The organism is Streptomyces sp. DSM 15324 (assembly GCF_001514285.1).
Classification (GTDB): domain Bacteria; phylum Actinomycetota; class Actinomycetes; order Streptomycetales; family Streptomycetaceae; genus Streptomyces.
The window spans coordinates 264,377-277,940 of record NZ_KQ949029.1; the positions used below are offsets into that span (position 1 = coordinate 264,377).

Below are 13,564 nucleotides of genomic sequence, written 5' to 3' on the forward strand. Positions count from 1 at the left end.
ACGGCGCTCGCACCGGAAGCACCGGAACAAGAATTTCTTACCGAAATCGCAATCTCGCGGCAGAGGCCGGTCGTATGTCCTAGTGAACCGGTGTCCAAGTGAACCGGTGAGACGAAGGGAAAGATCATGTCCCTCTTCAGTCACCTGGCACCCGCCAAGAGGCACTCCAAGGACAGGAAGTCCACGACCAGCATGAACGGGAGGACGTCCCACCACCGCAAGCACCTCCGCCGTACCTCCAGCACCGGCACCCACAAGTGACACCCGGACGACGTCCGGGAAAGTCGCGATTCTCGTGAGACTCCGCCGTCGCCCCGCCCGCAGCGCCGCCCTCTTCGCGGCGCTGCGACGGTCGTTCACCGTCGCGGAGCAGGAGGGCGAACAGCTCGTCGCCGCCGCGCCGGCACTGCCGGTGCGGCAGGTGTTCCGGCGGTTCTGGCCCTACACGCGCGGCGGGCGGAGGTGGCTGCTGCCGCTCGTCGCCTTCTGCGTCGTCGGCCCCGCCGTCGACGCGGCCGAGATATGGCTGTTCAAGGTGGTGGTGGACGAGGTCCTCGTCCAGCGCGACCTCAGTGCGTTCCCGTCGATCGCCCTGGCGTACGTCGGGCTCGGTCTGACCTCGGGCCTCGTGTCGTTCGCCGACGACGTGACCTCCGTCTGGGTCGGTGAGCGTTTCCTGCTCGCCCTGCGGGCGGACGTCTTCCGGCATGTGCAGGGTCTCTCGCTCGGCTTCTTCGAGCGACGCAGGCTCGGCGACGTCCTGGCCCGGGTGACCGGTGACGTCGACGCCGTCGAGACGTTCCTGCTCTCGGGCGTGGCCCAGGCACTCTGGTACGTGATGCGGCTGGGGATCTTCCTGGGCATGCTCTTCTATCTGAGCTGGGACCTCACGCTGTTCGCCCTCGTCGTCGTGCCCCTGTTCTGGTGCGCGGCCCGGTACTTCTCCCGGCTGGTGAAGGCCGCCTCCCGGGAACGCCGGCGACGCAGCGGTTCCGTGAGCGCGATCGCCGAGGAGGTGCTGGGCAACATCGCCCTGGTCCAGGCGTACAACCGCCAGGAGTGGGAGCAGGGCAGGTTCCAGCGCGAGATCCTCGGACGCTACCGCGCCACCATGGCCTCGACGAGGATCCGTGCCGTGTTCGGGCCGTTGGTCGACCTGGTCGAGCTGAGCGGGGCTCTCCTGGTGATGGGCCTGGGCACCTGGCAACTGGCCCGAGGCCGTCTCACCCTGGGCGAGCTCCTGGTCTTCCTGACCCTGCTCGGCAAGCTCTACAGCCCGATCCGGGGCATGTCCCACCTGTCCGGCACCTTCTACGCGGCCTCCGCCGCCGCGGAGCGGATCGCCGAACTGCTCGACCAGCGGCCGGTGGTGGCCGAGGTCTCCCGTCCGGCCAGGACCGGGCGCGCTCGCGGGTACGTGGAGTTCGACGGCGTCGGCTTCACCTATCCGGGCACCGACCGGCCCGCGTTGTGCGACGTGTCGTTGCGCGTGGCACCCGGGCAGACCCTGGCGCTGGTCGGGGCCAGTGGCGCGGGGAAGTCCACCGTGGCCAAGCTGCTGCTGCGCTTCTACGACCCCGAGCGGGGCACCGTCCGGCTGGACGGCACCGACCTGAGGAGCCTGCGGCTCGCCGACGCCCGGGACAACGTGGCCGTGGTGCTGCAGGAGACGCTGGTCCTGCACGGCACCGTGCGCGAGAACATCCTCTACGGCCGCCCGGACGCCAGTGAGCGGGAGGTCGTCGCGGCGGCCCGCGCCGCGGACGCGCACGATTTCATCACCGCTCTGCCCGAGGGGTACGACACCATCGTGGGCCAGCGGGGCAGGCTGCTGTCCGGAGGCCAGCGGCAGCGCCTGGCGATCGCCCGGGCGATGATCCGCGACGCGCCCGTCCTCGTCCTGGACGAGCCGACCACCGGCCTGGACGCGGTGTCGGGCCGACGCGTGATGGAGCCGCTGCGCCGGCTGATGGCCGGCCGCACCACGCTCCTCATCTCCCACAACCTGCTCACCGTCCGGGACGCCACCTCGATCGTGGTCCTGGACCACGGCCGGGTCGTCGAACAGGGAACCCACGACGACCTGCTGCTGAGCGGCGAGGCCTACGCCCGGCTGCACCGGCTGCACGCGCCCCCGGAGGCCCCGGCCACGGTCTTCGCCCCCTCCCCGCCGTCCACTCCCCCCACTCCCCCCACTCCCTCCTCCACGACCAAGGCCTTCCCATGAGCCCCGCGAACCTCGCTCCGCCGCGAGCGGCCCCCCGGCACCGGACCCCCGTCCCGCCGTCCCCACCTCTGCCGCCGGGGGCGGGACCGGTGGCCGGTTACGAGATCCTCGCCCATCTGACCAGGACCGGCTGGCTCGACGTGTACGACGCCTGGAGCGACGAGCGGGACTGCCGCTGCCTGCTGAAGACGCTGCGTCCGGACCGCCGGCACGAGACACGGCTGCGTGAACGGCTCCTGCGCGAAGGCCGCTGGCTGCAGGAGTTCAGCCACCCGCATCTGGTCCGCGCCTACGAGACCGGCGAGGCGCCCGAGCCCTACGTCGTCCTGGAGACGCTGAGCGGTGAGACCGTGGCCCACCTCATCGGCCGCCTGCACCGCCGGCTCGCCGCCCCTGACGTGGCCTTCCTCGGCCTGCACCTGTGCTCCGCGCTGCACTACCTGCACGGCCGGGACCTGCTGCACCTCGACGTCAAGCCGTCGAACGTGATCGTCGACTGCCGGCGGGCCGTGCTCCTCGACCTCAGCGTCGCCCGCCCGCCGGGGCCCGCGCCCCCGGGCATAGGCACCCCCTGCTACCTCGCCCCCGAGCAGGCACGGGGTGGAGGCCTGTCCGCCGCCGCGGACGTCTGGGGCGTGGGCATCACCCTGTACGAGGTCGCCACGGGCGGCCTCCCCTTCCCCGAGGTCCCCACGACCACGACGGGCAGGGAGCCGTCCGGGGACACCGGCGCCGGCACGTCCGCTTCGGTCAGCGGCGGCGCGGGCAACACCTACGACCGGCGGTCCCGCTATCCGCAGCTGGAGGGCCGGGCCGCGCCGGTGGGCACCCTGCGCCGTCTGCCGCGTGCGCTCGCCGCCGCCGTCGACGCCTGTCTGGAACCGGACCCCGCCGCCCGGCCGGACATCGGTTCCCTCGCCGCGGAGCTCGACGCGCTGCTGCCCTCCCACCGCAAGGACGTGGAACCGACGTCCAGCGCGCCGGCCGGTCCGGTCAGCCGCGCGGACGCTCGAAGGTCAGCAGCAGGCCCTCGACGGCGCCCGGTCCGATACGGCCCTTGACGTCGGCGGAGGTGATGGCCTTCAGGCCCCAGCCGTCCTCGGCGTGCTTGTTGAGGACCTTCTCCAGCTTGTCGCTGTCGAGGGCGTCGCCGATCAGCGATTCCCGGAACGTGACGACCTTGTATTCGTAGACGTGGGGGCTGCTCATGACGGTGTCCTCCTGCCGGCCGGGCCGGATCGGGTGCGATGGCCGGAACCAGCCAATCACACGCTTCATCAGTTCACTTCCGCAGCCTGCGTCTTGTCGTCGAGTCGACATGCCGTACGCGTCAGGCCCGGGGACGGAAGTCCACCTCCTTCGCGGGCACGATCCGTGCGCCCATGTTGCGCTCCATCATCTCCAGCGCGGCGTTGCCGAGCCCGGGGTGGATGGAGGCGACGGCGTCCCTCGGCACCGTGACGTCGAGATGACGGATGTGCGCGTCCAGCGCGGAGTACAGGACGCACTGCTCGGTGACCTGGCCCGTGAGCACGATCGTGCCGACGCCCAGTTGCCACAGCAGATAGGACAGGGGCGTGTCGTAGAAGATCGAGTGTCTGGCCTTGACCACGAAGAGGGAGTCGTCGTCCGGTCGGATCGGCTCGACCAGGTCGGCGTGGGGCCGGGCGAGGGCGGCGGCCACGAGTTCGCCGTGGTGGGAGCGCCAGAGCCCGAAGTTGTCGTTCACGTAGACGACCGGCACGCCCGTGTCGCGGGCCCTGCCGATCAGCTCCGCGAGCACCGGTACGACACGTGCGGCGGAGGGCGTCAGCAGCTCGGCGTCCTCGTGGTCGTAGGTGTTGATCATGTCGATCACGACGAGCGCGTTGCCGTCCGTCGCTCCGGGCCCGGGCACGGCGTCCACCTCCTGGTGCGGTCAGCCGCGCAGCCGCGGCAGGACCTTGGTGCGGTAGAAGTCGAAGAAGCCCTGCTGGTCCTTGCCGATCTGGCCGACGTACACGCCGTCGAACCCGGCGTCGATGAACTCCGCCACCGCCTCGATGTGGACCTCGGGGTCGTCGCCGCAGGGCACCGACCCGGCCACCTGGTCCTCGGTGACCAGCTGTGTCGCCTGCTCGAAGTGGCGGGGGGTGGGCAGGATCTGCGCGAGTTCACCGGGCAGCTGCTCGGTGGCCCACAGCCGGTGTGCGGTGCGGACCGCCTCCCGCTCGTCGGTGCCCCAGCAGACCTTGAGACCGCCGTAGACCGGCTTGGTGCCACCGCCGCCGCTGCGGAACCGGTCCACCAGGGACTCGTCGGGCATCATCGTGATCAGGCCGTCGCCGATGCGCGCGGCCACCTCGGCGGCCTGCGGGCCGAAGGCGGAGACGTCGATCGGCACGGGTTCGTCGGGGAGCGTGTACAGGCGGGCGTTCTCCACGGTGTAGTGCGTGCCGCGGTGGCTGATCTGCTCACCCGTGAAGAGCCGCCGGATGATATGCAGGGCCTCCTCCAGCATCTCCAGCCGTACCGGCGCCTCGGGCCACCCGCTGCCGAGGATGTGCTCGTTCAGCGCCTCGCCGGTGCCCACGCCCAGCCGGAAGCGCCCGCCCAGCTGTACGGCGCTGGTGGCGGCCGCCTGGGCGATCACCGCGGGGTGGGTGCGCACGAGGGGGCAGGTCACCGCCGTCTCGATCGGGAGCGACACCGCCTGGGAGAGCGCGCCGACGACCGACCACACGAAGGGGCTCTGGCCCTGGCCGTCGTGCCACGGGTGGTAGTGGTCCGAGATCCACAGGGAGTCGAAGCCGGCGTGCTCGGCCATGCGCGCCTGCTCGACCAGTTCTGCCGGGGTGTGCTCCTCGCACGCGAGGAAGTATCCGAGGTCTGTCATCGTCCCTCCCGGGGGACCGGTTCTCCGATGGGCCCTCGCCGGGTACCCCGTCCCCGGGATGTCTGTCGGACGCGCCGTGCGGGTACCCGGGCTCCCCGCACTCGCATGCCGACGGGAGGACTTGGTGATGGCGACCCGCGGACTGGTGACCGTGTCGCACCCGGCGGAACGCTCCCGCAACGGCCGCGGCTGGTTCGAACGCCTTGCCGAAGCCGCGTCCAACTTCACCAGCTCGGCGGTGTTCTACGGGCTCTGTCTGGCCCTGGTGGCCCTCTTCGCGGCGGTCCACGCCGCGGGGCTGGCGGCGCACTGGCAGTTGCTGGCGTTCGAGCTCGCCCGGTCCTCCCGCGGCAGCGGTGCGGCGGCCGGTGTGGCGGAGATCGCGGCCCGTTCGGGGCTGAGCGAGCGCGAGGTGCGTATCGGGATCGAGGCCATTGACTGCTTCAGCACGCTGTCCACGGACGCCGGGGTGAGCGCCGCCGACGACGGCGGCAGTCTCGGCGACGTGCTCGGGACCTGCGACGAAGGCTACGACGCCGTCGTCGACCGCGTCACCCTCGCGCCGTATCTGCGCAGGCTGCCCGAGCGCGACCGGACCATCCTCTACCTGCACTTCTTCCGGGGCATGACCCAGACCCGGATCGGCGAGCTGCTCGGGATCTCCCAGGTGCACGTGTCGCGGCTGCTGGGGCGCTGCTGCGCCGAACTGCGGGAGGAGATCATGTCCGCCGCGGGCTGACGCGGGCCGCCGCGCGGGGGAGGGCCGCCCCCGCGGGCGGCCCTCCGTGTGCCTTCGGACGGGTCGGTTCAGAGCGGCGCGCCGGGGTCCCCGGGGCGGATCCGCCCGCGCCAGGCACCGGTCGCGCCCTCGCCGCGCTCGACGTAGTCCTTGAAGCGCCGCAGATCGCCCTTGACCCGGCGGTCGATCATGCCGAGCATGTCCGCGCCCTTCTCGACGGCACCGCTGGGCTCGACGTCCATGCGCAGCTCCACCCGGGTCCGGTCCTCGCCCAGCCGCTGGAAGCGCACCGAACCGCGCTGCTCGCTGTCGCCCCCGACGGAACGCCAGGTGATCCGGTCGTCGGGCATCTGGTCGACGATCTCGGTGTCGAACTCACGGCGCACCCCGCCGATCTTCGTGACCCAGTGGTTGTGCCGGTCGTCGAGCTGCCTGACCTCCTCGACGCCCTCCATGAAGTTCGGGAAGCGCTCGAACTGGGTCCACTGGTTGTAGGCGGTGTGGACGGGGACCTCCACGTCCACCGACTCCTTGACCGTGCTCATGTGGTCCTCCTCGGTTCGGATGGGTGACGTCCGCCGAGTACCCGGAAGGGGCGGTGAACACGTCATCGCTTCCCGGGTACTCGGCGGCCATGGACACGCACGGAGGAATCAGGGGCTCGTACTGGATGGAGACGGCGCCGCCCGGCGCTCCCTCCCCCGCGCCCGCCGGTGACCTCGCCGTCGACGTGGCGGTGATCGGGGCCGGCATGGCGGGGCTGAGCACGGCCTGGGAACTGGTCCGGCGCGGACGCTCGGTGGCCGTGCTGGAGGCCGGCCGGGTCGCCGCGGGGGTCACCGGCCACACGACGGCCAAGCTGACCGCGCTGCACACGCTCGTCTACGACCGGCTGCGCCGCACCCGGGGGGCGGAGGGCGCCCGGCTGTACGCGCGCTCACAGTCCGAAGCGATCCGGCACGCCGCCGGGATCGTCGGGGACCTCGGTATCGACTGCGACTGGGAGGAGGCCGCCGCCTGCACCTACGCCGAGGACCCGCAGCGCGCCGGCGAGCTGCGGGCGGAGGCGGACGCCGCCCGCGAGGCCGGGCTGCCCGCGACGTTCGTCACCGGCACCGAGCTGCCCTTCCCGGTCGCGGGGGCGGTACGGGTCACCGGGCAGGCGCAGTTCCATCCGCGGAAGTACCTGCTGGCGCTCGCGGAGGACCTGCGCCGGAGCGGCGGCACGGTGTACGAGGGGACGCGCGTCGTCGGCCTGGAGGAGGGCGAGCCGTGCGTGCTGGCGACCGACGCGGGCGTGTCCGTGCGCGCCGGGGAGGTCGTGATCGCCACCCACTACCCCGTCTTCGACCGGGCCCTGCTCTTCACCCGGCTCTCCCCGCGGCGGGAGCTGGTGGTCGCCGGGACCGTCGAGGAGGAGCGGGCGCCCCGGGACATGTACATCACCCCGGAGCAGTCCACGCGGTCCGTGCGCAGTGCGCCGTACGGCGACGGCACGCGGCTGCTGATCGTCACGGGCGAGCACTTCACCCCCGGCACCGCCGACGCCGAGGAGCGGTACGCCCGGCTGTGGGCGTGGACGGCCGACCGGTTCTCCGGCTTCGCGCCCACGCACCGCTGGGCCGCCCAGGACAACGACTCCACCGACTCGGTGCCGCTGGTCGGGCGCTTCCACCCGGGCAGCCGGCACACCTGGGTCGCCACCGGTTTCGGCGGCTGGGGGCTCAGCGGCGGTGTGATGGCCGGGACCCTGCTCGCCGGTCTTCTCGACGGCCGCCCGGCGGACTGGGCGGGGCTGTACGACCCGCGCCGGCTGGCGTCCGTCGTCCGGGAGGGCACGACGTTCCTGAAGCACCAGGCCCAGGTGGCCCGGCACTTCGTCGGCGACCGGCTGCCACCGGTCACGGGACCGGCGCCCGAGGACCTCGCGCCGGGCCAGGGGGCCGTCGTGCGGCTCGGCGGGCGGCAGTGCGCCGTGCACCGCGACGACAGCGGTCAGCTGCACGCGGTCTCCGCCCGGTGCACCCATCTCGGCTGTGTGGTGGCGTTCAACCAGGCCGAACGGGCCTGGGAGTGCCCGTGCCACGGCTCCCGGTTCGCCCCCGACGGCGGTGTCCTCCAGGGCCCCGCGGTCCAGCCCCTGGAGAAGCGCGACATCCGGACGGCCCCGCCCGGCGAGGAGTGAGGACATGGCAGGCAGTGAGCGAGCGGCCGTCTTCGACGTGGACGGCATCCTCGTCGACACCAACCATCTGCACGTGGTCACCTGGTGGGAGGCGCTGCGCCAGGCCGGCCACCCGGTCACCATGCACGCCGTGCACCGTGCCGTCGGTCTCGCCTCCGGCGACCTCGTCGCCCACCTGCTGGGCGAGCGGACGGCGCGGGAGGAGGGCGAGGACCTCAGCGCCGCCCACAAGGCGCTGTACGCCCCGTATTTCGAGCGGTTGCGCGCGCTGCCGGAGGCGGGCCGCCTGCTGCGGCGGCTGGCCTCCGACGGCTGGACGGTCGTCCTGGCGACCTCGGCCGGCGAGGACGAACTGTCCGCCCTGCGGCGCGCGATCGACGCGGACGACGCCATCGAGGCGACGGCGAGCGCCGACGACGTCTCCCGGGGCAAACCCGCTCCCGACCCCGTGCGGCGGGCCCTGGACCTCGCCGGTACGCCGCCGGAGCAGGCGATGTTCGTCGGCGACACGGTGTGGGACATGCGGGCCGGCAGCCGTGCGGGGGTGCGGTGCGTGGGGCTGCTGTGCGGGGGCATCCCGCGCGCGGACCTGGAGGAGGCCGGGGCCGCCGCCGTCTTCGACGATCCGGCGGACCTGCTCGCGTCACTGCCGCGGGGGCCGCGGGACTGACCACCGGCTCGGCCGTTACGCCTGTTACGCCGGCCGCCGGGGGGTACCCGGGGGGACGACCGCGTCCGGCCCGCCGGACGATCCGCCCGCTGCACCCTCGATCGCACCCGGAGTCACGGTGAAGGCACTGACCGCCGACCGCACCACGACCGCCGCGCCGCCCGGCCTGCGCTGCTGGGTCCCCCGAGGTGTCTACCGGCCGCAGACCGACTCGCAGCTCCTTCGGCGCGCGTTGCGCCGTGAGGGGATCGTGCGCGGGAGCGACGTCCTGGACCTGGGCACCGGGAGCGGGCTGCTGGCGGTGGAGGCGGCCCGGCTCGGCGGGCGGGTCACGGCGGTGGACATCTCCTGGCGCGCGGTGCTGACCGCCCGGTGCAACGCCGTGCTCAACGGGCAGAGCGTGCGGGTGCGCCACGGCGACCTGACGTCGGCCGTGCGGGGCCATCGCTTCGATCTCGTGATCGCCAACCCGCCGTACGTGCCCGCGCCGGACGACCGTCCGCCGCGCGGCATCGCGCGGGCCTGGGACGCGGGCAGGGACGGCCGTCTGCTCGTCGACCGGGTGTGTGACGCCGTACCGCAGGTCCTGCGGTCCGCGGGCACCCTGCTGCTGGTCCATTCACATTTGTGCGGGATCGAGCGGACCCTGGACCGCCTGGCGGGGGCGGGGCTGCGCACGGATGTCGTCGAGCGCGCCCGGCTGCCCTTCGGGCCGGTGCTGAGATCCCGGCTCGGCCGGCTGCGCGAGCGCGGGATGGCGACGACCGGGGACGTCATGGAGGAGCTGGTGGTGATCCGTGCCGAACAGCCCTGAGCGGCCCCGCCGTGTCCGTGTCCAACGGGACGGGCCCCTGCTGGTGGAGGGGCCCGTCGAAGTGGTGGGCGAGGACGGCGAGGTCACGGTGTCGCGGCGGTTCGCGGTGGCGGTGTGCACCTGTCGTCGCAGCCGGATCTTCCCCTGGTGCGACACCAGCCACCGGCGGCGCGAGAAGCCCTCGCGGGACAGCCGGGGGCGCGAGGACGGTGACGGCGTATGACGCACGCACCGGCCCGGCTGCGTCCGCCTCCCCTGCCCGAGCCGCGCGGCCCGCTCTCGGCGGCGCTGGTGGCGTCCCTGCGCGGCGGGCGCGGCCGGCCCCTGCCGTCGGTCCCCGCGTCCTGCCCGGCGTACGGCGACGACCTTCAGCTCGCGCTCTACACGCTGTACGAGCTGCACTACCAGGGCTTCGAGGGCGTGCCCGACGACACCGAGTGGGACGGCGGACTGCTGTCCCACCGCGCCGCGCTGGAGGACGTCTTCCTGCGCGCCCTGACCGCGGACGTCCCGGTCGACGGCACCGCCGCGCACGCCCTCGACGCACTGCAGCGCGAACCCGTCGCGGGCGACGACCTCAGCGTCTCGCACCACCTCAGGGACCGGGGCACCCTCGCCCAGCTGCGCGAGTACGCGGCGATCCGCTCGCTGTACCACCTCAAGGAGGCGGACCCGCACGCCTGGGTGATCCCCCGGCTGTACGGTCGCGCCAAGGCCGCCATGGTCGCGGTGGAGTACGACGAGTTCGGCGCGGGCCGCCCGGACGAGATCCACGCGGAGCTGTACGCCGACCTGATGCGGGACCTGGAGCTCGACACCGCCTACGGTCGCTATGTCGACGCCGCGCCCGCCGAGGCGCTCGCCACCGTCAACCTGATGTCCCTGTTCGGCCTGCACCGGGCCCTGCGGGCGGCGCTGGTCGGGCATTTCGCCGCCGTCGAGGTGACCTCGTCCCCCGCTTCGCGCCGGCTCGCCGAGGCTCTGCGGCGGGTGGGGGCGGGCGCGGCGGCCGTACGGTTCTACACCGAGCACGTCGAGGCGGACGCCGTGCACGAGCAGGTCGTCCGGCACGAGGTCGTCGGCGGCCTGCTGGAGCGCGAACCGGCGCTGGACGCCGACGTGGTGTTCGGGATCCGTGCGACCGCGCATCTGGAGGACCTGCTGGCGGCCCGGCTGCTGGACGCCTGGCGGAACGGGACGACCGCCCTGCGCTCCGACTGAGGCGGGCCCCGGGCGGCCCGGCAGGGACCGGGGCGCCCTCAGCGCTCGGTCGGGGCTTCCTCGGCCGTGCCCTGGCGTTCGGCCTCGTCCCTGACGAGCATCGCCAGCAGGGACGCCACGGTCAGGCCGGCCTCGGCCGGATGGCGCAGCACCCCTTCGGGGGCGATGCGGTACCGGTTGCCGCGGCCGTTGCGGGTGTGCGACAAGTAGCCGCTCTGCTCCAGATCCGCGATGATCTTCTGGACGGCGCGTTCCGTGAGCCGGCAGCGCGCCGCGATGTCGCGGATCCGCGCGTGGCGGTTGTCGGCGATGCTGGCGAGGACGCGTGCGTGGTTGGTGACGAACGTCCAGCCGGTGTGCGGTTCGGGTACTCCCTCGGCTGCCGACATGCCCACAGCGTACGCCGGGACATTCACGACCACAAAGACACGAAGCGGAATTCGCGTATGCCTTGACGTGAGACGTGGGGCGTATGAGCCTGGGACTGGTGACACGAAGGAGGCGAGCATGCCGAAAGCGCCTCGCGGAGACCCGTTTTCGCACGAGGACAGTCGGCCGGGAGGCCCTGCCGCCCGGAGTCTGGTGGTCCTGACCGGGCCGGACGGTGACCGGGTGGCCGTCACCGTGAGCGGGGAGTACCGCCTGGACCACAGTCAGTACCTCCGGCGCTGTGCGCGCGACGCCCTCGCGAGGTCGACCGAGGGGATCGACCTGGACCTGGGCGGTCTGACGTTCGCGGACTCGTCCGCGCTCAACGTCCTGCTGGCGGTGCGCGGCCTGGCACTCGCCGACGAGAAGACGGTCGCCGTCACCGCCGTCAGTCCGGCGGCGGAACGGCTCCTGAACTTCACGGACACCTACACCCTGTTCTCGGCGGCGCACGGCACGGCGGACCGGGGCGGGGGCACCGAGGGCCCGGACACCGAGGAGGCGCTGCTGCGGACGGAGCTCGTCCAGCTTCGGCGCGCGCTGCGGACCCGGCCGGACATCGACCTGGCGCGGGGCATCCTCATGGCCTCCTTCGGCCTGGATGCCGACGAGGCGTGGGAGGTGCTGGTCACGGCATCCCAGCACACGAACACCAAGCTGCACCGCCTGGCCAGGGACGTGGTGGCCACCGTGCGGGGCGCCGCGCTGCCGGAGCCGGTCCGGCGGGAGATCACCGCGACGATCGCCAGGGCCCGCCGCGAGGGCGGCCGCCCGCCGGGAGGCACCGATGCTCCTCGGTGACCACCGGCGACCTCGCTCGACGGCGACCGGATAGAACCGCTGCCGGGGGGAACCCGGCGGCAGACCGGACCGCTGCGAGAGCGAGGAGGAGCGCCATGCCTGCCGGATCGAGTCCCAAGCGGGAACGGCAGTACGAGCACATCAGGAAGAGCGCCCAGGAGCGGGGCGAGTCCGCCGAGCGGGCCAAGGAGATCGCCGCGCGGACCGTCAACAAGGAGCGGGCGCGGTCGGGCGAGTCGAAGACCAGCAGCAGGACCTCCACCCGTGACCCGAAATCCGCGTCGCAGCGCGGCGGCGAGCGCTCGCACAGCGGCGCGCAGGGGCCGACGAGGGACCAGCTGTACGAGGAGGCGAAGAAGCGCAACATCGAGGGCCGCTCCTCGATGAGCAAGCAGGAACTGCGCAACGCCCTCGACCGTGGACGGTGACGGTGGTGCGGCCCGAGGTCGACCGGATCGCGGAGCCCCGGGGTGATCGCACGCCGTACGGGCACGGCGAGCCCTGGCCGGTGCGGGGCGACTCCTGCCTACGGCCCGGCGTCGGTGCCGACGCGGTCGAGAGCCGGTGAGCGGCGCCCCGATCGTTCTGTCGGCCGTGCACGACGGCGAACGCGGGCTGGAGCGACAGCTCCTCGCCGCGGCCGAACGGCACGGCGGCGAGCCCGAGTTCCAGCACGTCGCGACGGACGTCGCCCGGTGGTCGCGGGAACACGCCGACCGCCTGGCCCGTGCCGCCGCGTCGTACGGCCTGCGTCTGCCGGGGCCCGCGGACCACCCGGAGCCCGGTCCGCTGGAGAGCCTGCGCGCGACCCTCGGCCGGGCCCTCGGCCGACAGCCCGCACCGGGTCTGCTCCTGGACCAACACCATGATCAAGACCCTGTCGCCCCAGCGGCTCTCCAGCCTGTGGCCCGGGGCGGCCCACGTTCCGGCGGTCGGTGTTTGGGCCGGTGGGGCGGGGCAACTCGGTCGCCAGGCGACGCCCACGAGCGACGAAAGGGACATCCCATGGGACACGGCGGAAACGTACTCAACGAACTCATGACCGATCACCGCGAGGTCGAGGAGCTCTTCGGCCGGATCGAGGCGATGCCCGGGGCGGGGCAGGAGCTGCGTGATCTCGTGGACGAGGTCACCATCGAGCTGGTACGGCACTCGGTGGCCGAGGAGCAGTACCTGTACCCGGCGGTGCGCAAGTACGTCGAGGGCGGTGACCGGCTCGCCGACAAGGAGATCGCCGACCACGCCGAGGTGGAGAAGCTCCTCAAGGAGCTGGAGAAGACGGAGACCGACGCGCCGCGGATGCGCCCGCTGCTGCGGCAGCTCATGGACGACGTCTCCGCGCACATCCGGGACGAGGAGGACAACCTCTTCCCGAAGCTGAGCCGCAGCTGCTCCCCCGAGGCGCTGGACGAGCTGGGCGACCAGGTGCGCCGGGCCAAGTCCATGGCTCCCACCCGCCCGCACCCCTCCGCTCCGGACACCCCGCCCGCGAACAAGCTGCTCGCCCCGGGAGCGGGTCTGGTGGACCGGGCCCGCGACTTCGTCACGGGCCGCGGCAAGTCCTGACGCGCGCGCCGAGCAGGTTTCCGGGCCGCGCCCGGTT

At 73.0% G+C, this 13,564-nt stretch carries 17 protein-coding genes; 12 read left to right on the forward strand and 5 right to left on the reverse strand.

What is annotated here, in order from left to right; all coding sequences use genetic code 11:
• Nucleotides 1–126 precede the first annotated feature (126 nt).
• The 3 genes from AQJ58_RS45435 (at nt 127) to AQJ58_RS23240 (ending at nt 3,288) form a co-directional block, all read left to right on the forward strand.
• Nucleotides 127–261, forward strand: a complete 135-nt coding sequence (locus AQJ58_RS45435; protein WP_267892086.1) for a hypothetical protein — start codon at nt 127–129, stop codon at nt 259–261.
• Nucleotides 262–295: 34 nt separating this feature from the next.
• The gene (locus AQJ58_RS23235) at nt 296–2,227 is read left to right on the forward strand and encodes an ABC transporter ATP-binding protein (protein WP_234360246.1); all 1,932 of its coding nucleotides are present in this window, start codon (nt 296–298) and stop codon (nt 2,225–2,227) included.
• Between the two features lie 89 nt (nt 2,228–2,316).
• Nucleotides 2,317–3,288 (forward strand): serine/threonine-protein kinase, encoded by a 972-nt coding sequence (locus AQJ58_RS23240; protein WP_234360247.1) that lies wholly within the window; start codon nt 2,317–2,319, stop codon nt 3,286–3,288.
• On the opposite strand, the gene AQJ58_RS23245 is transcribed toward AQJ58_RS23240, so the two are convergent.
• The 3 genes from AQJ58_RS23245 to AQJ58_RS23255 all read right to left on the reverse strand — a co-directional run bounded on the left by AQJ58_RS23245 (nt 3,221) and on the right by AQJ58_RS23255 (nt 5,102).
• A complete protein-coding gene (locus AQJ58_RS23245) occupies nt 3,221–3,436 on the reverse strand; it encodes a DUF4177 domain-containing protein (RefSeq protein ID WP_067253445.1) in 216 nt (71 codons plus the stop codon). The genes AQJ58_RS23240 and AQJ58_RS23245 overlap by 68 nt on opposite strands.
• Before the next feature lie 121 nt (nt 3,437–3,557).
• Nucleotides 3,558–4,124 (reverse strand): cysteine hydrolase family protein, encoded by a 567-nt coding sequence (locus tag AQJ58_RS23250; RefSeq protein WP_107122123.1) that lies wholly within the window; start codon nt 4,122–4,124, stop codon nt 3,558–3,560.
• Between the two features lie 21 nt (nt 4,125–4,145).
• A complete protein-coding gene (locus tag AQJ58_RS23255) occupies nt 4,146–5,102 on the reverse strand; it encodes an LLM class F420-dependent oxidoreductase (protein WP_067253016.1) in 957 nt (318 codons plus the stop codon).
• A gap of 127 nt (nt 5,103–5,229) precedes the next feature.
• Between AQJ58_RS23255 and AQJ58_RS23260 the strand changes: the two genes are divergently transcribed.
• Nucleotides 5,230–5,841 (forward strand): sigma-70 family RNA polymerase sigma factor, encoded by a 612-nt coding sequence (locus AQJ58_RS23260; protein WP_067253018.1) that lies wholly within the window; start codon nt 5,230–5,232, stop codon nt 5,839–5,841.
• Nucleotides 5,842–5,909: 68 nt separating this feature from the next.
• On the opposite strand, the gene AQJ58_RS23265 is transcribed toward AQJ58_RS23260, so the two are convergent.
• Entirely contained in the window at nt 5,910–6,386 is a 477-nt protein-coding gene (locus tag AQJ58_RS23265; RefSeq protein ID WP_067253020.1) for an SRPBCC family protein, read from the reverse strand.
• A gap of 89 nt (nt 6,387–6,475) precedes the next feature.
• On the opposite strand from AQJ58_RS23265, the gene AQJ58_RS23270 reads away from it, so the two are divergent.
• The 5 genes from AQJ58_RS23270 (at nt 6,476) to AQJ58_RS23290 (ending at nt 10,731) form a co-directional block, all read left to right on the forward strand.
• A complete protein-coding gene (locus tag AQJ58_RS23270; protein WP_067253022.1) occupies nt 6,476–8,026 on the forward strand; it encodes an FAD-dependent oxidoreductase in 1,551 nt (516 codons plus the stop codon).
• A 4-nt stretch (nt 8,027–8,030) separates the two neighbouring features.
• Nucleotides 8,031–8,696: an HAD family hydrolase gene (locus tag AQJ58_RS23275; protein WP_067253024.1), complete on the forward strand. Its 666-nt coding sequence runs from the start codon at nt 8,031–8,033 to the stop codon at nt 8,694–8,696.
• A 127-nt stretch (nt 8,697–8,823) separates the two neighbouring features.
• The gene (locus tag AQJ58_RS23280; protein WP_067253454.1) at nt 8,824–9,510 is read left to right on the forward strand and encodes a HemK2/MTQ2 family protein methyltransferase; all 687 of its coding nucleotides are present in this window, start codon (nt 8,824–8,826) and stop codon (nt 9,508–9,510) included.
• Nucleotides 9,494–9,733, forward strand: coding sequence for a CDGSH iron-sulfur domain-containing protein (locus tag AQJ58_RS23285; protein ID WP_067253025.1), 240 nt, complete (start codon nt 9,494–9,496; stop codon nt 9,731–9,733). Before AQJ58_RS23280 ends, AQJ58_RS23285 begins: the two co-directional genes overlap by 17 nt.
• On the forward strand, nt 9,730–10,731 hold the full coding sequence (locus AQJ58_RS23290) for an iron-containing redox enzyme family protein (RefSeq protein WP_067253027.1): 1,002 nt from the start codon (nt 9,730–9,732) through the stop codon (nt 10,729–10,731). Before AQJ58_RS23285 ends, AQJ58_RS23290 begins: the two co-directional genes overlap by 4 nt.
• Nucleotides 10,732–10,769: 38 nt before the next feature.
• Here AQJ58_RS23290 and AQJ58_RS23295 read toward each other — a convergent pair whose 3' ends face one another.
• Complete coding sequence (locus tag AQJ58_RS23295) at nt 10,770–11,120, reverse strand: helix-turn-helix transcriptional regulator (RefSeq protein WP_067253029.1); 351 nt, start codon at nt 11,118–11,120, stop codon at nt 10,770–10,772.
• A 223-nt stretch (nt 11,121–11,343) separates the two neighbouring features.
• On the opposite strand from AQJ58_RS23295, the gene AQJ58_RS23300 reads away from it, so the two are divergent.
• The 3 genes from AQJ58_RS23300 to AQJ58_RS23310 all read left to right on the forward strand — a co-directional run bounded on the left by AQJ58_RS23300 (nt 11,344) and on the right by AQJ58_RS23310 (nt 13,527).
• Nucleotides 11,344–11,961, forward strand: coding sequence for an ANTAR domain-containing protein (locus AQJ58_RS23300; protein ID WP_234360248.1), 618 nt, complete (start codon nt 11,344–11,346; stop codon nt 11,959–11,961).
• A 95-nt stretch (nt 11,962–12,056) separates the two neighbouring features.
• Nucleotides 12,057–12,389 carry a plasmid stabilization protein gene (locus AQJ58_RS23305; protein WP_067253033.1) on the forward strand — a complete coding sequence of 111 codons (333 nt, stop codon included), beginning with the start codon at nt 12,057–12,059 and terminating at the stop codon, nt 12,387–12,389.
• 577 nt (nt 12,390–12,966) lie between these two features.
• Nucleotides 12,967–13,527: a hemerythrin domain-containing protein gene (locus AQJ58_RS23310; RefSeq protein ID WP_067253035.1), complete on the forward strand. Its 561-nt coding sequence runs from the start codon at nt 12,967–12,969 to the stop codon at nt 13,525–13,527.
• The last annotated feature ends 37 nt before the right edge of the window (nt 13,528–13,564 follow it).